Below are 21,867 nucleotides of genomic sequence, written 5' to 3' on the forward strand. Positions count from 1 at the left end.
ACCGCTCGACGGGAGACTGCTCATGCCCATTCCCACCGATCACGAGATCTTCGATCTCGGCGACGTCGTCCTCCAGCACGGGGCGACGCTGCGGAACGCCCGGCTCGCCTACAAGACCTACGGCACGCTGAACGCCGACCGGAGCAACGCGATCGTCTACCCGACCTGGTACTCGGGCCGGCACACCGACAACGAGTGGCTCATCGGCACCGACAAGGCGCTGAACCCCGACGAGTGGTTCATCATCGTGCCGAACATGCTCGGCAACGGGCTCTCGTCGTCGCCCAGCAACACCCCGCCGCCCTACGACCGGGCGAGGTTCCCGCACGTCACCTTCTACGACCAGGTCGAGTGCCAGCACAAGCTCGTCACCGAGCACTTCGGGATCTCGACGCTGCCGCTGGTCACCGGGTGGTCGATGGGGGCGGGCCAGACCTACCAGTGGGCGGTCAGCCACCCGGAGATGGTGCAGCGGGCGGTGCCGTTCTGCGGGTCGAGCGTCACCAGTCCGCACAACCGCGTCTTCCTCGAGTCGATCACCGCGGCGCTGCGGGCGGACGCGGTGTTCGAGGAGGGCTGGTACCGCCGGCTCCCCGAGAAGGGCATCCGGGCCTTCGCACGGGTCTACGCGGGGTGGGGGTTCTCGCAGGCCTTCTACTGGCAGGAGGAGTGGCGGCGCCTCGGGGCCTCGTCGCTGGAGGACTTCCTCGTCGACTTCTGGGAGGGCTTCTGGCTCGACGGGCGCGACCCGAACAACCTGCTCGCGATGGCGTGGACGTGGTTCCACGGCGACGTGGGGCAGACGCCCGGCTTCGACGGCGACACCGTCGCCGCGCTGAACTCGATCCGTTGCCCGGTGCTGTCGATGCCCGCGGAGAAGGACCTGTACTTCCCGCCCGAGGACGAGCAGTGGGCGTCGCAGCACATCGGGCGCGGGGAGGTGCGCGTCATCCCGGGCGTGTGGGGCCACTTCGCCGGGGGCGGCGACAACCCCGAGGACACGGCGTTCATCGACCGGGGCATCCGCGACGTCCTGGCGATGGCGCCCTGATCGTGTCCTGACCGCTGCCCGGGCCGCGGCGCGGGCAAGATGACCTCCCGTGAGCGACGTGCCCGTCGTGCGGTGGGGGCCGCTGCGCCTCGACGTCGAGATCGGCGTCGAGGGGACGGTCGTGCTGATGACCGTGCTGGTGGTGGCCCTGGACGACGGCATCGAGGACTTCGTCGTCGCCGGGCAGATCATCCTCGGGCCGCTGATCGCGACGTTCGCCGCGCACCTTTTCTCGCGGGTGCTGGCCCGCCGCGCGCGTCAGGACCTGCCGCCGCCGACGCGGTCCGAGATCCGTGGCCTCGCGCGTCACGCGTCGCAGTTCCTTCTGCTCGGTGTCGTGCCGATGGCGGTCGTCGTCCTCGGCGGTGTCAGCGACTGGTACGACCCCGTCACGGCGATCGACGCCGTCATCTGGCTCGGGCTGGCGTTCCTGGTCGTGATCGGCGGGATCGGCGGGTGGCGGGCACGGCGCTTCCTCGGGGCGCTGCGCGGCGCGGTCGGGGCGGGCGTGCTCGGGCTCGTCGTGCTGCTCCTGCGGCTGGTGCTGGAGCACTGACACGTCACACCGGTGACGCCCCGGGGAACGATGCGTGGCCCGCGCACGTCTTCTCTGCATGGTGTTCTCGACGCGGCGTCTCCTATTGGCGGCCCTGCTCGTGGTCGCCGCGGTGATCTGGGTGCGCATCAACAAGCCCGTCGAGGGCGAGGTGCTGCTCGAACTGACGCGACGGCACGGCGTGACGACCGCCGACCTGCTGTCGGTGGTCATGCTCGCCATGGCGGCGGTGATCGCGTGGCCGTCGCGGCGGCGGCCGGTTCCGTCGCCTCAGCCCCGTCCGTCGCGCCCGGAGCCCGGCCGGGAGCAGGTCGCGTCGTCCCCGCCGCCGACCCTGCAACAGCGCGGGCCGATGCCGCCGGCCCCGGGCCCGGCACCCTCGCCACCGCCACGTCGCTGAGCGCCCGCCCGGGTCCGGCACCATCGCGGGCCGTGGGACACGAGGTCGTCGTGACGACGAGCAAGTCGCCGTCCGACGCCGTGCGCGCGCAGGCGCGGGAGCTCGCCGACCGGTGGGGGCTGCGGCTCGTCGAACGCCATCGCGGGTCGGTGGCGGGGGCGCGCGGCGAGGCCGCAACCGCGCTCGTCTGCACCGCGGAGGGCCTGGTCGCCGAGTCCGGTCGCGGGCGGCTGACGTTCCACCAGGGCACGGCGGCGAAACGACTGCGCGCCCTGCGTCACCGCGAGACCGACCCGCTCGTGCGGGCCGGGGAGCTCGAGCCCGGCGACCGCGTCCTCGACGCCACCCTCGGCCTCGGGCGCGACACGCTCGTGGCGGCCTGGGTGATCGGGTCCGAGGGGGAGGTGCTCGGTGTCGAGGCCGACCTGGTGCTGGCGATCCTCGCGACGGAGGGCTTCGCCGGCGACGTGCCGCGGGTCGGCTCGGCCCCGGTGCGCGTGCGGCACGGCGACTCCCGGCAGGTGCTCGCCTCGATGGCCGCCGCGGGCGAGCGGGTCGATGTCGTCCTCCTCGACCCCATGTTCACCGACCCCCGCGCCTCCGACCACGGCTTCGCCCTCGCGCGCGACCACACCGTCCCCACCCCGCTGACGCCGGACTGGGTCGAGCTCGCCCGCGCCGTCGCCGGCCGGTGGGTCGTCGTCACGGCGGAACGGGCGCGCCCGTGGTTCCCGGAGGCGGGACTGGAACGCCTCGCGGGGACGCGGTCGGGGCGGTGGTTCCGGGTGCGGGGCGCCTCCCGCTGACCACACGACAGGGCACCGGCCGCGCGGGAATCTTCGTCGCCCACAGACGTCTCGCGCACAGCCGAGCGTGACGCCCAGACAGGCGAAGCCCCGGCCGCAGCGATGCGACCGGGGCCTCGTCCTCGGGTCCGGAACGACGCGGACCCCGGCCGCGTCGGGTGGCCGGGGTCCGGGTCGATCAGGGGTGGATCAGAAGATGCTCAGGATCGGGTCGAGCAGCCCCGGGGCGGGCGCCGGCGCCGGGGCGGTCGGCGCCGCGACCGGCGGGATGATCGTGTTGACGAGGTCGTTCACCGGGGTCGTGACCGGGGTGGTGGCACCGCCCAGGAGGTTGTCGACGGCGCTGGTGGCCGGCTCGAGGACCCCGACGGTGTCGCCCGGGGGCGTCGCCGGCGTGACGATCGCGTTGACGAGGTCGTCGACGACGTCCGTGACCGGCGTGGTGGCGCCGCCGAGGGCGTCGTCGACCGTGCTGGTGAGCGGCTCGGTGAGACCGACCGGGGCGGCGCCCCCGTCGCCGTCCCCGTCGCCGTCCTCCGGGGCCTCGGGCGTGGCCGGCGTCGGCGGGATGATCGTGTCGACGACGTCGTTCACCGGGGTGGTGACCGGCGTCGTGGCGTCGCCCGTGGCCTCGTCGACGACGTCGGTGACCGGCTCGATGATGCCGATCGTGTCCGGCTCCTCACCGGCGTCGGCGTCACCGGCGTCCGCGTCGCCGGCGTCGCCCGCACCGCCGTCGCCACCGTCGCCACCGTCGCCGCCGTCGGTCGCGTCGCCGTCGGTCGCGTCACCGCCGCCGGTGACGATGTCGACGACCGGGTCGAGCGCGCCCGTCGGGTCGCCGGCGTCGGCATCGCCGTCGCCTGCCTCCCCGTCACCGGCGTCGCCCGCGTCTCCGGCACCTGCATCGCCGTCGCCTGCGTCGCCGTCGCCTGCGTCGCCGTCGCCTGCGTCGCCGTCGCCTGCGTCGCCGTCACCCGCGTCGCCGGCGTCGCCGGCACCCGCAGCGCCGCCGAGGATCGGGTCGAGGAGGCCGCCGTCGCCGCCGGCCGCGCCGTCATCGCCCGCGCCGCCGTCGCCCGCGTCACCGGCGTCGCCGCCGTCACCGCCGCCGTCCTGGACGGAGCCCAGACCGTCGCCGGCCCCAGCGTCCGAGGCGTTGCCGCCGTTGCCGCCGGCGGAGCCGTTGTCGCCGCCGTCGTCGTGCTTGTCGCCGTGGTGGTCGGCGTCCTGGCAGTGCTCGTGCCCGTGCGACTCCGTGGCGGAGGCGATGCTGCTGCCCGCGCCGAGGAGCGCGAACGCGGCGGCGGCGGTGAGTGCGCCACGGCCGGCGTAACGAGCGATGCGGTCGCTGTTGAAGGTGTGGGGAGCGGTGTGAACACCCATGTGGGAGTTCCCCTTCTGCGTGCCGGATTCTTTGGGGCGCATGGGGGACTCCGGGGCGTGCCCCCTTACGCCGAATGGCCCAACGTCTCGCTCCGCGAGTAGGTAACGAGCCCGGCACGATGGTGTGAGATCTCTGCGAGGCGACCCCAGCGCCACCCGTGTGGCGGGATAGAACGACTGCTCGCTCACCCGAAGCCCCTCGCGTCGTGCCGCTCCGTGAGCGAACGTGGAGCGCACAGCCCTGCAGCGAGGAGGACCGGAATGACGGAGCCCGTGTTCACCGGCGTCGGCGTCGCCCTCGTGACGTTGTTCGACGACGCCCAGCAGGTCGACCACGACGGCACCGGCAAGCTCGCCGCCCAGCTCGGCGAGCTCGGCGCGACCGCGATCGTGGTCGCCGGAACCACCGGCGAGGCCGACGCGCTCGACGACGACGAGCGTCTGGCGCTGTTCGCGTCGGTGCGCGCGGCGGTGCCGGACACCGTGGTCGTCGGCGGGACCGGCGCGTCGTCGGCGCACCAGGCCGCGCGCCTCACCGCGGCGGCGCGCGACACCGGCGTCGACGCCGTCATCGCCCGCACCCCGCGGGGCCTCGCCGACCCGACCGGCTACTACCGGGCGGTCGCCGACTCGGCCGGCGACGTGCCCGTCCTCGCGTACCACTTCCCGGCCGTCGCGCCGCCCGGCATCCCGCTCGAGACCCTGCCGTCGCTGCCGGTCGCGGGGTGCAAGGACTCGACGAGCGACCCGACGCGGCTGCTCGCGACGCTCGAGGTCTACGACGGCCCGCTCTACACCGGGTCGTCGGCGATGTTGCTGCTCACGGGCCTGCTCGGCGGGGCCGGCGCGATCCTCGCGCTCGCGAACGTCGAGCCGGAGCGCTGCGTCGAGGCCTTCGCCGGCGACGCCGCGGCCCAGCGCGCCATCGCCGCGGCGCACGTCGCCTCGGAGCAGGACTTCCCGCGCGGCGTGAAGCACCTCGTCGCGCGCCGTTTCGGGACGTCCGAGGTCGTGCGCATGGGGTGAGGGCTGTCTCCGTCCCCCGCGGTCCGGCGCCGGGCAGACTCGACCCCGAGACCGTCGGGATCGAGCAGCGGGAGGAGGCGGCGATGTCGCCGCAGGACGGGGCCGGACGGGTCTGGCTCATCACCGGGACGAGCACCGGGTTCGGGCGCGCGATCGCCCTCGCCGCGCTGGAGCGGGGCGACCGGGTCCTCGCGACCGCGCGGCGCGTGGACGACATCGCCGACCTCGCGGCGTCGGACGGCGCGCGTGTCGCGGCGCTCGACGTCACCGACGAGGGGCAGGTGACCGCGGCGGTCGACGTCGCGGTCGCCGAGTTCGGGCGCATCGACGTCGTGGTCAACAACGCCGGGTACGGCAGCCGCGGGGCGTTCGAGGAGTTCACCGAGGAGCAGATCCGCGACCAGTTCGCCGTGAACGTGTTCGGGCCGTTCGCCGTGACGCGGGCGGTGCTGCCGGTGATGCGCGCGCAGGGGTCGGGCCACGTGATCCAGATGTCGTCGCTCGCGGGCGTGCGCTCGGCGCTGGGCGGCTCGATCTACTCGGCGACGAAGTTCGCGCTCGAGGGCATGTCCGAGGGGCTCGCGGCGGAGGTGAGGGGATTCGGGATCAAGGTCACGATGATCGAGCCGGGGCCGTTCCGCACGGACTTCGCCGGCCGATCGCCGGCGCGTCCCGAGGCGATGCCGGAGTACTCGGCGGTGCTCGACGAGTCGCGGGAGAAGTTCGTCAAGCTGCACGGCACCCAGCCCGGCGACCCGGACCGCGCCGCGCAGGTCGTGCTCGCCGTCGCCGACCTCGCCGACCCGCCCCTGCGCCTCCCTCTCGGCCCGAACGCGTTCGAGAACGTGCGCCAGACCTACCGGGCGCGTCTCGCGGAGGTCGACGCGGTGGAACCGCTGGGCAGCGACACGGACTTCGCGGCGACCTGAGCGTCGGGGCGCGCGGGGGAGATCCGGGGCGACGTCATCGACCGCGGCGCGGCGACGGGGGTGCACAGGGACGCCCGTGATCTCCCTGCAGGCCCGCACTCGGCGTGTCGCGCGAGCGAGCGTGTGGCGATCCTGGCGTCAGATGCCAGCGAAGCCGCATCGCTGGCACGGCCGCGGTGGCGACGCCGGCGTGCCGGTGCCACCGTGGCGCGGTGATCGCATCGGTGCGGGTCGTCGTCGGGGTGCTGCTCGCCCTCCTCGCCCTCACCGCCCTCACCGGCTGCTCCGCCGAGTACACCGAGGGCACGTCGGCGCCCGCCGCGCGGCCGGACGGGTCGCTGGACGCCGCGCGCACCAAGCTGCGGCTCGTCCAGCAGGACTCCTGCTACACGAGCGCCGACCTGGCCCGCCAGTGGCCGGTGTGCGGGCGGTGGGAGGAGGAGGTCCTGAACGTCGGGAACGCGGCGGCGGGCGCCCGGCCCGGCGACCGCGAGATCACCGACCCCGCCGTCGCCGTCCGCGCGGGCCACGAGCATTTCGTGCGCGGCGGCTGCACTTCCACGCCCACCGACCCGAACGCCTGCATCGCCGCCATCGACGAGACCCGCGCGGCGGTCACGCGCCTGGCCCAGGGGATCGCCTCGGTGCGCTGACCCGACCGGTCTATGTGAGTGCTTTCCTGCCCTATAGGGCAGGAAAGCACTCACGTGGGACCGCTACAGGAACGCGTCGAGGGTGATCGGCAGGGAGCGGACGCGGACGCCCGTGGCGTGGTGCGCCGCGTTGGCGATCGCCGCCGCGACACCCACGATCCCGACCTCGCCGATGCCCTTGGTGCCCATCGGGTTGACGTAGGGGTCGTCCTCGTCGAGCCACTCCACGTCGACCGTGCCGACGTCCGCATGGGTCGCCACGTGGTAGCCGGCGAAGTCCCGGTTCACGACGTGCCCGAAGCGGTCGTCGAGCACGCTCTCCTCGTGCAGGGCCGCCGAGAGCCCCCAGACCATGCCGCCGAGGAACTGCGAGCGCGCGGTCAGCGGGTTGACGATCCGGCCCGCCGCGAACACGCCCAGCATCCGCGGCACGCGGATCTCGCCGGTGTCGGCGTGCACGGCCACCTCGACGAAGTGCGCCCCGTAGGCGTGCATCGCGTAGTCCGACGCCCAGGGGTTGTCCGGGGTGGACGCGTCGGCCTCGTCGCCGTCGTCGGGGTCGTCGCCGTACTTGTCGCGGAAGCGCTCGGCCGCCTCGACGACCGCCGCACCCCACGACGTCGTGCCCGCCGAGCCGCCGGCCGGTCCCGCCGGCCCCAGCGCCGTGTCGCCGATGCGCAGGTCGATCCGCTCCACGGGCACGTCGAGGGCGTCGGCGGCGATCGCGGTGAGCGCCGCCCGGGCGCCCTGGCCGATGTCGGAGGCGGCGATCTCCACGACATAGCCCCCGGAACCCACCGCCCGGATCGTCGCCAGCGAGCCCGGGAACCGCACGACCGGGAACGACGCCGCCGCCACCCCGGTGCCGTGCCACCACCCGTCGACCAGGCGTGCCCGCGGCGCCGGGTCGCGCTCGGCCCACCCGAAGCGTTCCGCGCCCCGGCGTAGGCAAGCCACGAGGTTGCGGCTGGAGTACGGCAGCCCGGTCTCCGGGTCGACGTCGGGCTCGTTGCGCACCCGCAGCTCGACCGGGTCGATGCCGAGCTCGGTCGCGAGCTCGTCCATCGCGCACTCGCCCGCGAAGCTGCCCGGCGCCTCGCCGGGGGCGCGCATGAACGTCGGCGCCCCGATGTCCAGGGGCACCACGCGGTGGGTCGTGCGCCGCGTCTCCGCCGCGTACATGCCGCGGCTGAACGCGGCCGCCGGCTCGACGAACTCGCCGATGCGCGACCCCTGGTCGACGACGTCGTGGGTGATCGCGGTGAGCCGGCCGTCGCGGTCGGCGCCGAGGGCGACGTGCTGCACGGTCGCGGGCCGGTAGCCGACCAGGTCGAACATCTGCTGGCGCGTCAGCGCGTAGCGCACCGACCGTCCGGGCACCGCCTTCGCCGCGAGCGCGGTGAGCGTCGTGTTCGGGTGGGTGCCGCCCTTGGACCCGAAGCCGCCCCCGACGTGCTGGGCGACGACGTCGACCGCCGACTCCTCGAGCCCGAACACCCCGGCGAGTGCCTGCCGCGTCCAGCTCACGGCCTGCGTCGCGTCGTGGACCACCAGGCGCTCGCCCTCCCCCTCGTCCATCCACAGGGCGACGGTGGCGTGCGGCTCGAGGGGCTGGTGGTGCTCCATCGGCGTCCGGTAGGTCTGCCGCAGCACGACGTCCGCCGCGGCGAGCGCCGCCTCGGGGTCGCCGCGGGTGTCGTCGGTGGCGCCGACGACGAGGGCGTCGGGGGCGTAGAGGTCGGGGGAGTCCTCGTCGAGGACGGCCGCGTGCGGTTCCTCGACGACGCTGACCGACACCAGCGACGCGGCCTCCCGCGCGGTCTCCGAGGAGGTGGCCAGCACGGCGGCGAGGTACTGGCCGTGCTGGTGGATCGTCGCCGACTGCAGGACGCCGTCACCCTGAGCCAGGCGCGGCGCGTTCTCGTGGGTGAGGACGGCGACGACGCCGTCGAGCGCCTCGGCGGCGGTGGTGTCGATCGCCGTGACGTGCCCGCGCGCGACGCCGGCCTGCACCGGGAAGAGGTACAGCGCGTCCGTGCCCGGCGTCTCGACGGTGTAGCGCGCGGTCCCGCGGACCTTCTGCGGTCCGTCCGGCCGGGGCATCGCCGTGCCGACGGCGCGGGGCACGAAGGGTCGGGATGCGGTGGTCATGCGGTCTCCTCCCCGGCGAGTCCGCGCAGCGTCGCGACGAGCGTCGCCGTGACCAGCGGGACCTTGAACGCGGTGCCGCCGCGCGGGCTGTCGACGGGACGGGCGCCGTCGAGCTCGGCCGCGGCGGCGGCGCGGAAGGCGTCCTCGGTGGCGGGGGCGCCGATCAGCGCCCGCTCGGCGGCGCTCGCCCGCCAGGGCACGTGCGCGACGCCTCCGAGGGCGATCCGGGCGTCGGTGATCGTGCCGTCCTCGACGGTCAGCGCGGCCGCCACCGACACCAGCGCGAACGCGAACGACGCGCGGTCGCGGACCTTGCGGTAGGTCGAGCGGGCGGCGATCGGCGCGGGCGGCAGGTCGACGGCGGTGATCAGCTCGCCGTGGGCGAGGACGGTGTCGCGCGACGGGTCGTCGCCCGGGAGCCGGTGCAGCCCGGTGAGCGGGAACGTCCGCTCGCCGTCGCGGCCCAGCACGTGCACCTGCGCGTCGAGCGCGACCAGGGCGACGGCCATGTCGGACGGGTGGGTGGCGACGCACGCGATCGCCGCCGGCTCGTGGGTGGCGCCGAGGATCGCGTGGTGGCGCGCCCAGCCCTCCAGCGCCGCGCAGCCCGAGCCGGGCTCGCGCTTGTTGCACGGCGTCGTGAGGTCCTGGAAGTAGGAGCAGCGGGTGCGCTGGAGCAGGTTGCCGCCGGTGGTGGCCATGTTGCGCAGCTGGCCCGACGCCCCGGCGAGCAGCGCCTGCGCGAGCGCGGGGTACCGCGCGCGGACCCGCTCGTCGGCGGCGAGGTCGGCGTTGCGCACCCCGGCCCCGATCCGCAGCCCGCCGTCGGGGAGGTCGGTGATCCCGGTGGAGGTCAGCCCGGTGACGTCGACCAGCGTGCTCGGCGTGGCGAGGCCGAGCCGGAGGTGGTCGACGAGGTTGGTACCGCCGGCGAGGAACGCGGCGTCCGGGTCGGCGGTGACGGTGGCGACGGCGCCGGCGGCGTCGTCGGGGCGCTCGTAGGCGAAGGGCTTCACCGGGCGACCTCCTCGGTGACCTGCGAGACGGCGTCGACGATGTGCGCGTACGCCCCGCAGCGGCAGAGGTTGCCCGAGAGGCGCTCGGCGATCTCGGCGCGGTCGAGCCGCACGCCGCCGGTCAGGTCCTCGGTGACGATGCTCGGCGCGCCGTGGGCGGCCTCGTCGAGCATCCCGACCGCGGAGCAGATCTGGCCGGGCGTGCAGTAGCCGCACTGGTAGGCGTCGTGCTGAACGAACGCCTCCTGCAGCGGGTGCAGCTCGCCGTCGGGGGCGAGCCCGTCGGCAGTCGTGATCTCGGCGCCGTCGTGGGCGACGGCGAGCGACAGGCAGGACAGCGTGCGGCGGCCGTCGAGCAGCACCGTGCAGGCGCCGCACTGGCCGTGGTCGCAGCCTTTCTTGGGACTGGTGATGTCGAGGTGTTCGCGCAGCGCGTCGAGCACGGTGGTGCGCGTGTCGACGGTCAGGTCGTGGTGGTGGCCGTCGACGGTGAGCGAGAGTTCGGCGTGCACGAGAACGAGGTACCCCTGCTGGTGAGGGGTACCTCGCCCCGTGAGATGACAGCTATGTGAGCGAAATTCACGGCGATCGCCGGTAAAATCACTCGCACAGCGGCCAGGACCGACGCGGCGTCCGGCTCGCACATCCACCCCGTCGGACGCGGATCGACCGGGCCGGTCGACGGCGGGCGGCGGGTGCGCGGATAGTGGAGACATGGCTGTGGTCGAGGTCGCCGGTGTGGGCCAGGAACAGGGCAGTGAGGACCCGGTGCTCCTCCTGCGTGAGCAGAGCGGAGGGCGGCGCTACCTCGCGATCTGGATCGGGGCGCCCGAGGCGACGGCGCTCGCGGCGGCGGAGGTCGCGGCCACGCTGCCGCGCCCGCTGACCCACCGGCTGCTGCTCGACGCCGTCGAGGCGTTCGGCGCGCAGCTCACGGGGGTGCGGCTGACGGCGCTGGTCGACGGGCAGTTCCACGCCGAGCTGGACCTCATCACGGCCGACGGGCGGACGCGCGCGGTGTCCGCGCGCGCGAGCGACGCCGTCACGCTCGCCGTGCACCAGGGCTGCCCGATCGACGCGTCGGAGGACGTGCTCGCCGAGGCCGCGCTGCCGGCGAACGCGGTGGCCACGGTCGGGGGCACCGAGGACGAGCCCGACGAGACCGATCCCACGGCCACGGCGCCGCCGACCGACGTCGAGGACGAGGTCGAGGCCCTGCGCCGCGCGCTGTCCGAGGCGACGCCCGACGACTTCCGGACCGAGCGGGACGAGTAGGCAGCACACCCGGGGGGAACGGTGGGGGGCCTGCGGACGCCTGAGCGGCTGTCGTCGGTGACGCGCGGGCATCGAGGCGCGCTCGTCACCGCCGCGGTGGCCGCCGTGCCGGTGGTCGTCGTGCTGCTGCCGGCCCAGCTCGTCGTCATGGACGGCGGGCTGCACCTGTCGTCGTCGGTGGCGCTGCGCGGGATGCTCGCCGGGCGGTGGCCCGACCTGCTGGTGTGGCACCCGGGCCTGCCGCCGAACCTGCTCGTCGAACTGCTGCTCGGCGCCACCAGCGGGGTCCTCGACGCCGACGTCGTCGTCCGCGGCACGGTCGTGCTCGCGCTGGTCGGGTTCGCGGCCGGGGCGGTCGCGCTCGTGCGGGCGGCCGGCGCTCCGACGTGGACCGCGCTGCTCCTGCTGCCCGTCCAGATGAGCGCCTCGCTGCTGGTGGGCCTGCTCGGTTTCGTCGTCGCCATCGTGCCGGCGCTGTTCGCGGTCGCACTCGCGCTGCGCCGGGCCCATGACCCGCCGGCCGCGGGGCTCACCGCGCTGCTCGTGCTGAGCTGGCTGACCCACCTCGTCCCGACCGTGGCGGCGACGATCGCGGTGGTCGCCGTGGTCTTCTGCGCTCTCCTGGCGGAGAACGGGGTCGGCCGCGCGGCCGTCCTCACGGTGCGCCGGCTCGCGGTGCCGCTCGGGGTGCTCGCCGTGCTCGCGGCGGCCTTCGCCGCGAGCGGCGGCACCGGCGGCAGTCAGGCGGTCGGGCTGTTCGACCGCGGGGGCGACGTGCTCGCGCTGCGCACCCCGCTGGTCGCGCTCGCCCACCCCGAGTACCGGCTCGCCGCGCTGCTCGCGCTGGCCCTGTACGGGGCGACGGCGGTGCTGCTCGTGGTGCGGGTCCGCGCGCGGCGGCCGGTGGTGGCCGCGGACGGGCTGCTCGTCGCCGCCGTCGTCCTCGGGCTCGCCGCCGCGGCCGCGCCGGACCGGTTCGGGTCCGCGTCCTACATCGGCGGGCGGCTCTCGCTGTTCCTGCCGCTGCTGCTGGGCGCGTGGATCGCGTCCGCGTGGCGGCCGGACGCGACGCGGCTCGTGCGGGGCACCGTGGTCGTGGCGGCAACGCTGACCGCGGTCGTCGCCGTCGCGCTGCCGGTGGCCCGGGCCGGCCCGCTGCTCTCGCTCGGCCGCGACCTCGCCGAGGTCCGCACCCTCGCCCCCTGCGCGCCCGCGGGCAGCACGATCGCCGCCCTCAGCGTGGCCGGCGGCGACGACCGGGCGACGCGGATGACCCCGCTCGTCGACCTCTCCGGCTACCTGGCGGCCGACCGCGACCTGCTCGACCTGCGCAACGCCGCCGGCTCGGTCGACTACTACGTCTGGACGCTCACCCCGGCGGCGCGGCCCGTGCCCCGGCTCGTCGCCTCCGACGCCGACCTGGACGAGGTGCCGCCGGCCGTCACGCTGGGCGCCGCGGTGGCAGCCGGCTACCCGCTCGAGACGGTGCTGGTGACCGGGCGGCGGGACGCCGTGCCCGCTGTCCTCGACGACCCGGAGTGGCGCCGCACCGAGGCCGACCTGCAGGCCTCGTACCGCCGCGTGGCCGTGACGGCGACGGGCTACGGCGAGCTGTGGGTGCGCCGAGACGTGGCCTCGACGTGCGGCTGAACATCACGACGGGAATTGTTCGGACTGCTCGGTTCTGATCATCCGAACTGCGCGCAATTCGACTGGAAAAATCTTCGCGCATTCTCGTTACCTGTTCGATATCCGCCTCGTTGGAGGGAGCGAACCTCACTCGATGGTGTCGGTGACGCCGGAGTGTGTGGCTCGTGGCGGGGGCACGGGCGGGGTGGCACCCGGTCGTGCGAGCCGCATATCCCCCGAAGTGAAGGACAAGGAGAAGCTCATGATCCTCAAGAAGGCCGGAATCGTCACCGTCGGCATCGGCGCCGCGCTCATGGCGGCCGCGCCGATGGCCTCGGCGACCGAGGGCCACGGCGGCCACGGCGGTCACCACGGCGGTCACCACGGCCCGACGCAGGACTGCAGCATCAACGGCGGGGACGCGGCCTCGGAGTCGGGCGGCGGCGCGAACAGCGAGGTCGAGGCCGGACGCGGCGCCGCGACCGCCCTCAGCCAGCTGGTCACCCCGACGGCCGACGCGGCGGGCGGCGACGCCCGGGGCCTCACCTGCAGCTCGTTCATCGACGACAGCTTCAATGACAGCTTCAACGTGACGCTGATCGACAACAGCGGGCAGGGCAAGCCGAAGCACGAGCGCTAGTCCACCGTATTCGCGGGCACGAATGGCCCGACCCACCTCGGGGGTGGGTCGGGCCATTCGTCTGCGCTCTTCTAGGAATGGGTGAGCGGCGCGCCTCCCCATGGCGGCCGGGCGGCGTTCAGGGCGTCGATCGAGAGGGGCCCGCTGATCGAGGACGGGTCGACGGAACGCGGCGCGGGAACGGCGGCGCGCACGGCCGACGCGGCCACCTGACGATTCCGTCGATTCGCGCGCGCGATCCGCGCGGCGAGCGCCGCCCGGTCCTCCTGCTCGTGGCGGGCGGCACGGCGCTCGCGGCGGCTCAGCCGCGCCGGCGGCCCTGTCGGCGGGACCGGGGCGTCGGGACGCCGGTCAGCTCGGGGTGCGAGCGCGGCCCCGTCCAGGGCGGCGGCGGGCCCGAGCGGGCGGATGGTCAGCGTGGTGACGTCCAGGCCCGGTGGTGCGGGGGAGCCGGCGGTCGGCGCGGGGATCGTGTGCCGGACGGCGAGGGCGATCCGCCGCGGGCGGACCTGCTCGGTCTGCTCTGCGTGCTCCGCCTGCTCTGCATGCTCGGTCTGGTCGGGGCGGCTGTGGCGTCCCATGGAGTACCTCCGTGGCCCCAGCGCTCCCTCACGCTGAGCTGGTCGGCGTAGGAGACCGGGTAGCCACGGTGCGCTGGTTCACACCTGGGCGAACGTTCCGGGGACGGACGGACGAGCGCCCCGGGTCCGCGGACGGACCCGCGGCGCTCCCCCGACAGAGCTCGGTGAGCTCAGAGGATCCCGTTGAGGATCCCCACCGACGACGCCCCGGGGGCCGACGAGTCGTCGGACTCCGCGGTGACGTCGGAGGTGTTGTCGTCGGAGGCCTCGGTGCTCTCGGAGGAGGAGTCCTCGGAGTCCTCCTCCGAGTCCTCCGAGGTCGAGCTCGTCGCGCTCGTGATCTCGTCCTGGACCTGCGCCGGGACCTGGTCCTGGACCTCGGGCAGGCTGTGCGCACCGGGCAGGCTGGACTCACTCGGCAGGGCGGGGAGCCCGGGGAGCGAGCCCAGGACGGGCAGGGCCGCCTCGTGGGTGATGTCGGTGGGGCCGTCGTCGTGACCCAGGTCCGCGGGGGTCGCGAACGCCATGCTGCTGCCGCCGCCGACGAGGGCGATCGCCGCCGCGGCGGTCAGGGCACCGCGGCCGGCGATGCCGGCGACGCGGTCGCTCCGGAGCGTGCTCGGAGCAGTGTGTGCGCCCATCGGACGTCCTTCTTCCATGGTTGGGGTTCGGCTTGCAGGACGCTTCGGGTGAACGGCCATCGCCCGGTACGCCGTTCAGGTAACGACGTTCGGCGGATCGAAGTAACGAACACATCACGGAACAATCTCTGAGTGATGTCGGGACCCTGGAGATCGCCTGCTCGGCGGGCGGTTCCGGGCGGGCGCCACTCCGTCGGGCTCGGTCCGGTCACGGAGCGGTGGGCAGGCTGACGTCTCCGCCGCCCGGTGTCCACGCGACGCGCCGGGCAAACGGGTGACACTCACACCGGTGACTGGTTCTTCGGTGGCCTTCTCATGACACTTCGGAGGTGGTGAGAGCGCGCGAGGGGTCGTTCCGGGGTCCGGTGCCGATGGCGGAGGCGGGCCCGGAGCTCCTCGGGGTGCACGACGCCCAGGCCGCGGGGCCGTACCGCCCGCGTCCGGTCGACGACGTGCTCGAGGACGCCCTCGGCGCCGACCGCCCGCTCGTCGTCGTCACGGGCGACCGGCTCGCCGGCGCCTCCCGAGCGCTGCACCGCGCGCTGCGCCGGATGCTCGGCGACCGCCTCCTGCTGCCCGTCACCGACCCGCACGCCGTCGACTTCGCGGCCGCGGTCCGCGCAGCACGCGCGACCGCCGCGCGCTCCGGACCGGTCGTGATCGCCGTCGACGACGCGCCGCCCGCGCTGCTCGACCAGGTCGACGACGCGCTGCTCGGCACGCTCGGCGGCGACGTCCGCCTCGTCCTCACCACCCGGCGCACGTTCCTCGCCGCGTCTCTGACGGCCCCGACGCGGGCGCTGCTCGAGGACGCGACGATCGCGATGCCCGGGACGATCGGCGCGGAGATCCGTCCGACGGCGCGCGCCCGGGCGGTGCTCGACCCCGTCGGCTGGTCGTCGCGCGTCCCGCTCGCGCTGCTGCGCACGGCCGTCGACTGGGAGCGCCTCGGCGTCCCCCTGCCGCTCACGCCCGCCCTGCTCGCCGACGTGGCACCGCTGTCCCTCACCGCCCTCGGCGCCCCGCCGGCCGAGCGCGGCGAGCTGCGACGCACCATCCGCGACCTCCTGCGCACCGACCACGGCGGCCTGCGGCTGCTGCACACGGTGCCGTCCGCGCGGACCCGCGTCGCCGCCGACCGGGTCTTCTCGTTCCTCGCCGACGCCGACACGGGGTGGCCCGTCTCCGAGGACCTCGCCCGCGACCTGTGGCACCGCCTCGACACCGCGCAGCGCGCCCGCGTCGCCCGCGTCGCCCTCGCCCGCGGGGAGGGGCAGCCGGCCCTGTGGCTCGCGACCCAGGTCCCGCCCGACGACTTCGAGCCCGAGGTGCTCTACCGCCTCGGTGTCGTGCTCGCCGAGCGCTCCGCGGCGTACACGCCCGAGCCGGGCCGCTGGGACGGCGGCGCGCTGCGGTGGCTCACCGCCGCCCTCGACCGCGCCGACGCCGACCTCGTCCGGCGCGCGCAGCGGGCGATCCTCGCGGTGGAGGCGCGCCGCGACGGGCGGGCCGCGCTGCCCACCGTCCGGCTGCCCGCCGACGACGCGCGGCCGGTCACGCGCGTCTGAGCCTCACGCTGGGTCGGGGGTGTCGACGCGCTGCACCACCCGCGCCAGCGAGCGGTCGGCGAGCGTGAGCACGAGGCAGACCGCCGAGGCCGCGAGCATGACGATCGCCAGCTCGTGCATGCCCGGTGTCGTGGCGCCGTCGCGGAACACGATCCCGTTGGCGGCCGAGGCGATGATCGCGCCGAGGTAGAAGAACGTGCGCATCAGGCCCGCCGAGGACCCGAGCCGCTCGGGGTCGGCCTGGTAGTAGACGGCGTTCTGGTTGGCGAGGTTGTTCAGCCCCTGCGGCAGCCCGGCGAGCAGCGAGACCGCGAGGATCAGCCACAGCGCGCTCCCGGCGTCGAGGAGCAGCAGCAGCGCGGCGATGACGACCTGCCCGACGGCGCCCGCGACGAGCTTGCCGCGGATCTCGCGGCGGCGTCCCGTCGCCGTCGACACGAGGATCGCCGCGCCGAACACGGGCAGCAGGACGAGCCCGGTGACCTGCGGCGACAGCCCGCGGCCCTCCTCGAGCCACTGGGTGTAGCCGTAGAGGAACGCGTACGACGAGATCGCGGCCAGCAGCGAGCGCCCGTAGGTGGCGAGCAGCGGGAGGTTGCCGCCGAGCAGCCGCAGGTCGAGGAACGGCAGCGGCGCGCGCAGCTCCCACCACGCGAGCGCCGCGCCGGCGGCGACCGAGAGCACCGGCAGCCACCACAGGTCGGCCTGCAGGTGGGTGAGGAACAGCAGCAGCGACACCAGCGTGGCGACGAACAGGACGATGCCCGGCGGGTCGATCGCGCGCACCACCTCGCGGACGTCGCGGCGAGCCGCGGCCGAGCGCGGCAGGTACAGCGCGCCGAGCGCGAGGCAGGCGATCGCGAGCGGGATGTTGACGGTGAACGTCACCCGCCAGCCGCCGACGCCGATGAGGAAGCCGCCGAGCGTCGGGCCGATGACGGCCACCGTCTGGGTCGACACCGCCAGCACCGTGAGGACGCCGGCCGGGCTGTCGCGGCCGGTGCGGTCGGCCTCGCCGCGGATCAACGTCATCGCCGCCGGGTAGCCGGCGCACGTCCCGAGCCCGAGCAGCACCCGGGCGATCACGAGCACCTGGATCGACGGCGCCAGCGCGCCGAGGACGCCGCCGACGCCGATGAGCGTGGCGCCGGCGAGGAACAGCCGCCGCGCGCCGAAGAGGTCGACGAGCCGTCCGACGACCGGCTGGCCGATCGCGGTGGCGAGGTAGAGCCCGGACACGAGCCAGGTGGTCTGCGACGGCGGGGCGCCGAGCGCGATCCCGATGGGGATCAGCGCCACCGCGATCATCGTCGAGTTGATCGGGTTGAGGATCGCGCCGAGGACCATCGGCGTGATGAGGCGGCGGTCGAAGTGGCCCTCCGGGGCCGTCGCTCTCGGGGAGAGCCGCTGGAGTGCCGTCGTCACCGGTCCGTCACCCGGTCCAGCAGCTCCATCGCCGCGACGACGGTGGCGCGCTCGTCGGAGGTGAGGCGTTCCTGCAGCGCCACCGCCAGCCACTCCTCGCGGGCGGCGCGCGTGCTGTCGATCAGCTCCCGGCCGCGCGGCGAGATCGTCAGCAGCTGGCGGCGGCCGTCGTCGGGGTCGGGGCGGCGCGTCACCAGCCCGCGCTCCTCGAGCACCGCCGTCGACGCGGCCACCGACTGCGGTCGGATGCCCTCGGCGGCCGCGAGCTCGCTGGCGGTGCGCGGTCCCTCGCGCTCGAGGCGGCTCAGCAGCGAGGTCTGCGTGAGCGTCAGCTCCCCGGCCTGGTGCGACTCGCGCAGCCGCCGGCGCAGCCGCCCCACCACCACGCGCACCTCGTGCGCCGCCCGTACCGCCGACGCGCTGAGCTCCCGGGTCTCCGTCACGTCGACCAGTCTAGACTGTTCAGTCTGGGCTGAAGAGTTCGGTGACCTACCGTCACGGTGTGACGCTCCCCCTCGACGGACTCAAGGTCCTCGACATGGCCTCGCTGGCCGCCGGTCCGCTCGCCGCGACGTACCTGGGCGAGTTCGGCGCCGACGTCGTCAAGCTCGAGCCGCCCGGGGTCGGGGACGCGATCCGCGGCTGGGGCGTGCAGCGCGACGGCGTCGGCGTGATGTGGAAGAGCGTGGCCCGCAACAAGCGCTCGGTGACCGTCGACCTGCGCACCCCCGACGGCCAGGATCTCGCGCGGCGTCTCGCGGCGAGCTGCGACGTCGTCGTCGCCAACACGCGCCCGGCGACCCTGCGCCGCTGGGGCCTCGACCACGAGCGGCTGCGCGCCGGGAACCCGCGGCTGGTGATGCTGCACGTCACCGGCTTCGGGCTCGAGGGACCGAAGGCCGAGCACCCGGGCTTCGGTACGGTGGGCGAGGCGATGAGCGGGTTCGCGCACCTCACCGGCGAGCCCGGCGGGCCGCCGACCCTGCCGGCGTTCATGCTGGCCGACGGCGTCGCGTCGCTGACCGCCGCGTACGCGGTGATGACGGCGCTCTACGAGCGCGACGTGCAGGGCGGCGAGGGCCGGCTGATCGACGTCAACCTCGTCGACCCGCTCGCCCGGCTGATCGAGCAGTCACTGCTGACCTGGGACACGACCGGCGCGGTGCCCGGGCGCCGGGGCAACCGCTGGGACATCTCCGCGCCGCGCAACACCTACCGCACCGCCGACGACCGCTGGATCGCCATGTCGGGCAGCGCGCCGACGGTCGCGCTGCGCGTGTTCCGGGCGATCGGGCGCCCCGACCTCGCCGACGACCCGGACTTCGCCGACCCGCAGCGCCGCCTCGCCCGCGCCGGCGAGGTCGACGCCGTCGTCGCCGACTGGGTCGGGCGGCACACCCAGGACGAGGCGATGGCGGTGTTCGAGGCCGCGGAGATCGCCGCGGGCCCTGTCTACACGGTCGCGGACCTCGTGGCCGACGAGCAGATGGTGGCCCGCGAGGTGTTCCGGCGCGTCGACGACGCCGAGCTCGGCAGCCTGCTCGTGCAGATGCCGGCGCCGCGGCTCTCGGGCGTCGCGCCGCGCGTCGACCACCTCGGCCCGCCGCTCGGGGCGCACACCGACGAGGTGCTCGCCGGGATCGGCGTCGACGACGCCGCGCGCGCCGACCTGCGTGCGCGTGGGGTGATCTAGCCCGTCGCGTCGAGATCGGCGTGCGCGACGATCCGGTCGGCGAGGTCGGCGCTGTCGAGCGAGGCGGGCGGGTGCTCGTCGAGGAAGCGGAGCAGCCGGTCGGCGAACGCGTCGGGCTGGTCGCAGTGGGGGAAGTGGCCCGCCCCGTCGAACAGGGCGAGCTCACTGCCCGGCACGAGCGCATGGGCGCGCCGGCCGTGCTCGACGGGGATCATGGTGTCGGCGGTGCCCCAGGCGATGAGCAGCGGCAGGTCCCCGGCGAGGTCGAGCCGGTCGGTGGCCCGCACGCGCTGGCCGCCGGCGTCGATGACGCTGCGCGCGGTGTGCACGAAGGCGCGCCGGTGGACGGGGTCGGCGAGCGAGGCGTAGGCGCGTCCCGACTCCCACGTCGACGGGGACAGGTGCCGCGAGAGACGTCCCGCCGCCGACGCGAGGCGCTGCGCGGCGGTCACGACGCCGGTGCCGGCGATGACGGGCAGGACCCACTCGGCGGCCGGCAGCGTCGCCGCCCGCAGGGTGGGGCTGACCTCGCGCCCGAGACCGCCCGAGTCGATGAGCACCAGCCGGCTCGTGTGCTGGGGGAACTGGAACGCGAACTGCTGGGCGACCCCGCCGCCGAGCGAGTGCCCGACCACCGTCGCGCGGGTGTGGCCGAGCGACACGAGCAGGTCGCGCAGGCCCGTCGCGTAGCCGCCGAGGGAGTAGTCGGCCCAGGGCGCGGACGAGGAGCCGTGGCCCAGCAGGTCGGGGGCGACGAACCGTCGCGTCTCGCGGCGGCGGGCCATCTGCGCGAGCAGCGGACTCCAGGTGTGCGCCGAGCCCGCGATGCCGTGCACGAGCAGCACGAGCTCGCCGTCGTCGTCGGTGCTGACGTCGACCGGCCCCGAGTCCCAGAAGGCGACGTGGTCGCCGTACAGGGACGCGTGGCGGCGCCACGTGCGGCGGCGTGTCGTCCCGTCCTCAACCATCGAATCCAGGATGCCCGCGGTCGGCGGGTGATCGACCTGCGACGTCGCCCACGGGCCGGGGTGTCGCGTGGGACACCTTGGGCGGACCTCCAACGGCCGGACCGCACCCGGTCGCGGGGGAGCGGCGGGCTCCCTAGCGTCCGGGACCATGGCCTGGGACTTCACGACCGAGCCGGAGTTCGCCGCGGAGCTCGACTGGGCGCGGTCCTTTCTGGAGGAGGAGATCCATCCCCTCGAGGTGCTCGACCTCGACCACGCGACGTTCCGCCGGCTGGCGACGCCGTTGCAGGACCGGGTCAAGGAGCGCGGGCTCTGGGCGGCGCACCTCGACCCCGAGCTCGGCGGGCAGGGCTTCGGCCAGCTCAAGCTCGGCCTGCTGCACGAGGTGCTCGGGCGCAGCGAGCTCGCCCCGTTCGTCTTCGGCTGCCAGGCACCGGACTCGGGCAACGCCGAGCTGATCGCGCTCGCCGGCACCGAGGAGCAGAAGCGGCGCTGGCTCGACCCGCTGCTCGACGGGCGCATCTTGTCGGCGTTCGCGATGACCGAGCAGGGCACCGGCTCCGACCCGCGGCAGTTCACCACCCGCGCCGAGCGCGACGGGGACGAGTGGGTGATCACCGGGCGGAAGTGGATGGTCGGCAACGCCTCGCGCGGCGACCTGCACATCGTCCTCGCCGTCACCGAGCCCGACGCCGACCCGCACCACCGCATGTCGATGCTGCTCGTCCCCGGCGACGCGCCGGGCATCCGCGTCCGCGATCTCGGGCTGATGAACGACCCGGGCGGCGAGAACCCGGTGTGGGCGCACGGCGAGGTCGTCTACGACGGCGTGCGCGTCCCCGCGGAGAACCTGCTCGGCGCCCGCGGCGAGGCGTTCACCCTCGCGCAGCGGCGCCTCGGGCCGGGGCGCATCCACCACTGCATGCGCTGGATCGGGGTCTGCCGGCGGGCGTTCGACATGCTCGCCGAGCGGGCCGTGTCGATCTCCGTGCACGGCGGGCCGCTCGCCGACAAGCAGACGGTGCAGAACTGGGTGGCCGACAGCGCCGCCGCGATCGAGGCCGCGCGCCTGCTCACCCTGCACACCGCCTGGCGCATCGACCAGGTCGGCGCCCCGGCGGCGCGCACCGAGATCGCGATGATCAAGTACCACGGCGCCCAGGTGCTGCACGACGTCCTCGACCGCGCCGTGCAGATCCACGGCTCGCTGGGGTTCACCACGGACATGCCCCTGGAGCAGATGTACCGCTGGGCCCGCGCCGCCCGGATCTACGACGGCCCCGACGAGGTGCACCGCGTCAGCGTCGCCCGGCGCCTGCTGCGCGACTACACGCCGACCGACGTGCCCACCGAGCACGTCCCGACCCGCCGCGCCGCCGCCCTCGCCCGCTTCGCCGACGAGCTCGAGCACCCGCTGCTGGCCAGGTGAGCACTTTCCGGGCCTATAAACCCGGAAAGTGCTCACAAGGGGGT

The 21,867-nt window shown here is 74.8% G+C and carries 22 protein-coding genes; 13 read left to right on the plus strand and 9 right to left on the minus strand.

All coding sequences use genetic code 11. The features are described 5' to 3' along the window. Positions 1 to 22 precede the first annotated feature (22 nt). Genes WCD58_RS14895 through WCD58_RS14910 form a run of 4 tightly spaced genes read left to right on the plus strand, consistent with a single transcriptional unit; the run spans position 23 to position 2,813 of the window. The gene (locus tag WCD58_RS14895) at positions 23 to 1,051 is read left to right on the plus strand and encodes an alpha/beta fold hydrolase (protein WP_337703831.1); all 1,029 of its coding nucleotides are present in this window, start codon (positions 23 to 25) and stop codon (positions 1,049 to 1,051) included. Between the two features lie 49 nt (positions 1,052 to 1,100). Then, positions 1,101 to 1,607, plus strand: a complete 507-nt coding sequence (locus WCD58_RS14900; RefSeq protein WP_337703832.1) for a hypothetical protein — start codon at positions 1,101 to 1,103, stop codon at positions 1,605 to 1,607. Between the two features lie 34 nt (positions 1,608 to 1,641). Beyond that, positions 1,642 to 2,007: a hypothetical protein gene (locus WCD58_RS14905; protein WP_337703833.1), complete on the plus strand. Its 366-nt coding sequence runs from the start codon at positions 1,642 to 1,644 to the stop codon at positions 2,005 to 2,007. Positions 2,008 to 2,039: 32 nt separating this feature from the next. Continuing rightward, positions 2,040 to 2,813 (plus strand): class I SAM-dependent methyltransferase, encoded by a 774-nt coding sequence (locus WCD58_RS14910; protein ID WP_337703834.1) that lies wholly within the window; start codon positions 2,040 to 2,042, stop codon positions 2,811 to 2,813. A 189-nt stretch (positions 2,814 to 3,002) separates the two neighbouring features. Here WCD58_RS14910 and WCD58_RS14915 read toward each other — a convergent pair whose 3' ends face one another. Next, positions 3,003 to 4,199: a hypothetical protein gene (locus WCD58_RS14915; RefSeq protein ID WP_337703835.1), complete on the minus strand. Its 1,197-nt coding sequence runs from the start codon at positions 4,197 to 4,199 to the stop codon at positions 3,003 to 3,005. Between the two features lie 261 nt (positions 4,200 to 4,460). On the opposite strand from WCD58_RS14915, the gene WCD58_RS14920 reads away from it, so the two are divergent. The 3 genes from WCD58_RS14920 to WCD58_RS14930 all read left to right on the plus strand — a co-directional run bounded on the left by WCD58_RS14920 (position 4,461) and on the right by WCD58_RS14930 (position 6,807). Continuing rightward, positions 4,461 to 5,225: a dihydrodipicolinate synthase family protein gene (locus WCD58_RS14920; protein ID WP_337703836.1), complete on the plus strand. Its 765-nt coding sequence runs from the start codon at positions 4,461 to 4,463 to the stop codon at positions 5,223 to 5,225. After that, entirely contained in the window at positions 5,222 to 6,154 is a 933-nt protein-coding gene (locus WCD58_RS14925) for an oxidoreductase (RefSeq protein WP_337703837.1), read from the plus strand. The genes WCD58_RS14920 and WCD58_RS14925 overlap by 4 nt, the downstream gene beginning before the upstream one ends. A 212-nt stretch (positions 6,155 to 6,366) precedes the next feature. Continuing rightward, on the plus strand, positions 6,367 to 6,807 hold the full coding sequence (locus tag WCD58_RS14930) for a hypothetical protein (protein WP_337703838.1): 441 nt from the start codon (positions 6,367 to 6,369) through the stop codon (positions 6,805 to 6,807). A 63-nt stretch (positions 6,808 to 6,870) separates the two neighbouring features. Here WCD58_RS14930 and WCD58_RS14935 read toward each other — a convergent pair whose 3' ends face one another. From WCD58_RS14935 to WCD58_RS14945, 3 genes are read right to left on the minus strand one after another with little or no spacing between them, the layout of a single operon-like run. Next, positions 6,871 to 8,958, minus strand: a complete 2,088-nt coding sequence (locus tag WCD58_RS14935) for a xanthine dehydrogenase family protein molybdopterin-binding subunit (RefSeq protein WP_337703839.1) — start codon at positions 8,956 to 8,958, stop codon at positions 6,871 to 6,873. Then, on the minus strand, positions 8,955 to 9,974 hold the full coding sequence (locus WCD58_RS14940) for an FAD binding domain-containing protein (protein ID WP_337703840.1): 1,020 nt from the start codon (positions 9,972 to 9,974) through the stop codon (positions 8,955 to 8,957). The genes WCD58_RS14935 and WCD58_RS14940 overlap by 4 nt, the downstream gene beginning before the upstream one ends. Further along, the gene (locus WCD58_RS14945; protein ID WP_337703841.1) at positions 9,971 to 10,486 is read right to left on the minus strand and encodes a 2Fe-2S iron-sulfur cluster-binding protein; all 516 of its coding nucleotides are present in this window, start codon (positions 10,484 to 10,486) and stop codon (positions 9,971 to 9,973) included. Before WCD58_RS14945 ends, WCD58_RS14940 begins: the two co-directional genes overlap by 4 nt. Positions 10,487 to 10,688: 202 nt before the next feature. Between WCD58_RS14945 and WCD58_RS14950 the strand changes: the two genes are divergently transcribed. The 3 genes from WCD58_RS14950 (at position 10,689) to WCD58_RS14960 (ending at position 13,518) form a co-directional block, all read left to right on the plus strand. Next, on the plus strand, positions 10,689 to 11,249 hold the full coding sequence (locus WCD58_RS14950) for a bifunctional nuclease family protein (RefSeq protein ID WP_337703842.1): 561 nt from the start codon (positions 10,689 to 10,691) through the stop codon (positions 11,247 to 11,249). 57 nt (positions 11,250 to 11,306) lie between these two features. Continuing rightward, positions 11,307 to 12,899, plus strand: coding sequence for a hypothetical protein (locus tag WCD58_RS14955; protein ID WP_337703843.1), 1,593 nt, complete (start codon positions 11,307 to 11,309; stop codon positions 12,897 to 12,899). A gap of 241 nt (positions 12,900 to 13,140) precedes the next feature. Then, positions 13,141 to 13,518, plus strand: a complete 378-nt coding sequence (locus WCD58_RS14960; RefSeq protein WP_337703844.1) for a hypothetical protein — start codon at positions 13,141 to 13,143, stop codon at positions 13,516 to 13,518. Between the two features lie 71 nt (positions 13,519 to 13,589). Here WCD58_RS14960 and WCD58_RS14965 read toward each other — a convergent pair whose 3' ends face one another. Beyond that, positions 13,590 to 14,099 carry a hypothetical protein gene (locus tag WCD58_RS14965; RefSeq protein WP_337703845.1) on the minus strand — a complete coding sequence of 170 codons (510 nt, stop codon included), beginning with the start codon at positions 14,097 to 14,099 and terminating at the stop codon, positions 13,590 to 13,592. Between the two features lie 170 nt (positions 14,100 to 14,269). After that, positions 14,270 to 14,740, minus strand: coding sequence for a hypothetical protein (locus tag WCD58_RS14970; RefSeq protein WP_337703846.1), 471 nt, complete (start codon positions 14,738 to 14,740; stop codon positions 14,270 to 14,272). Positions 14,741 to 15,072: 332 nt separating this feature from the next. Here WCD58_RS14970 and WCD58_RS14975 point away from each other — a divergent pair, with 332 nt between their 5' ends. Further along, positions 15,073 to 16,308: an amino acid adenylation domain-containing protein gene (locus WCD58_RS14975; RefSeq protein ID WP_337703847.1), complete on the plus strand. Its 1,236-nt coding sequence runs from the start codon at positions 15,073 to 15,075 to the stop codon at positions 16,306 to 16,308. A gap of 3 nt (positions 16,309 to 16,311) precedes the next feature. Here WCD58_RS14975 and WCD58_RS14980 read toward each other — a convergent pair whose 3' ends face one another. Together WCD58_RS14980 and WCD58_RS14985 are read right to left on the minus strand one after the other, a co-directional pair. Next, a complete protein-coding gene (locus WCD58_RS14980; RefSeq protein WP_337703848.1) occupies positions 16,312 to 17,733 on the minus strand; it encodes an MFS transporter in 1,422 nt (473 codons plus the stop codon). Next, on the minus strand, positions 17,730 to 18,176 hold the full coding sequence (locus WCD58_RS14985) for a MarR family winged helix-turn-helix transcriptional regulator (RefSeq protein ID WP_337703849.1): 447 nt from the start codon (positions 18,174 to 18,176) through the stop codon (positions 17,730 to 17,732). Before WCD58_RS14985 ends, WCD58_RS14980 begins: the two co-directional genes overlap by 4 nt. 59 nt (positions 18,177 to 18,235) lie before the next feature. On the opposite strand from WCD58_RS14985, the gene WCD58_RS14990 reads away from it, so the two are divergent. Continuing rightward, a complete protein-coding gene (locus WCD58_RS14990; protein WP_337703850.1) occupies positions 18,236 to 19,426 on the plus strand; it encodes a CaiB/BaiF CoA transferase family protein in 1,191 nt (396 codons plus the stop codon). Here WCD58_RS14990 and WCD58_RS14995 read toward each other — a convergent pair. Beyond that, positions 19,423 to 20,394, minus strand: a complete 972-nt coding sequence (locus WCD58_RS14995; RefSeq protein WP_337703851.1) for an alpha/beta fold hydrolase — start codon at positions 20,392 to 20,394, stop codon at positions 19,423 to 19,425. The two genes, WCD58_RS14990 and WCD58_RS14995, sit on opposite strands and share 4 nt — an antisense overlap. A 148-nt stretch (positions 20,395 to 20,542) precedes the next feature. On the opposite strand from WCD58_RS14995, the gene WCD58_RS15000 reads away from it, so the two are divergent. Then, complete coding sequence (locus WCD58_RS15000) at positions 20,543 to 21,823, plus strand: acyl-CoA dehydrogenase family protein (RefSeq protein ID WP_337703852.1); 1,281 nt, start codon at positions 20,543 to 20,545, stop codon at positions 21,821 to 21,823. Positions 21,824 to 21,867: the final 44 nt, after the last annotated feature.

The organism is Actinomycetospora flava, from assembly GCF_037400335.1.
GTDB classification, from domain to species: domain Bacteria; phylum Actinomycetota; class Actinomycetes; order Mycobacteriales; family Pseudonocardiaceae; genus Actinomycetospora; species Actinomycetospora flava.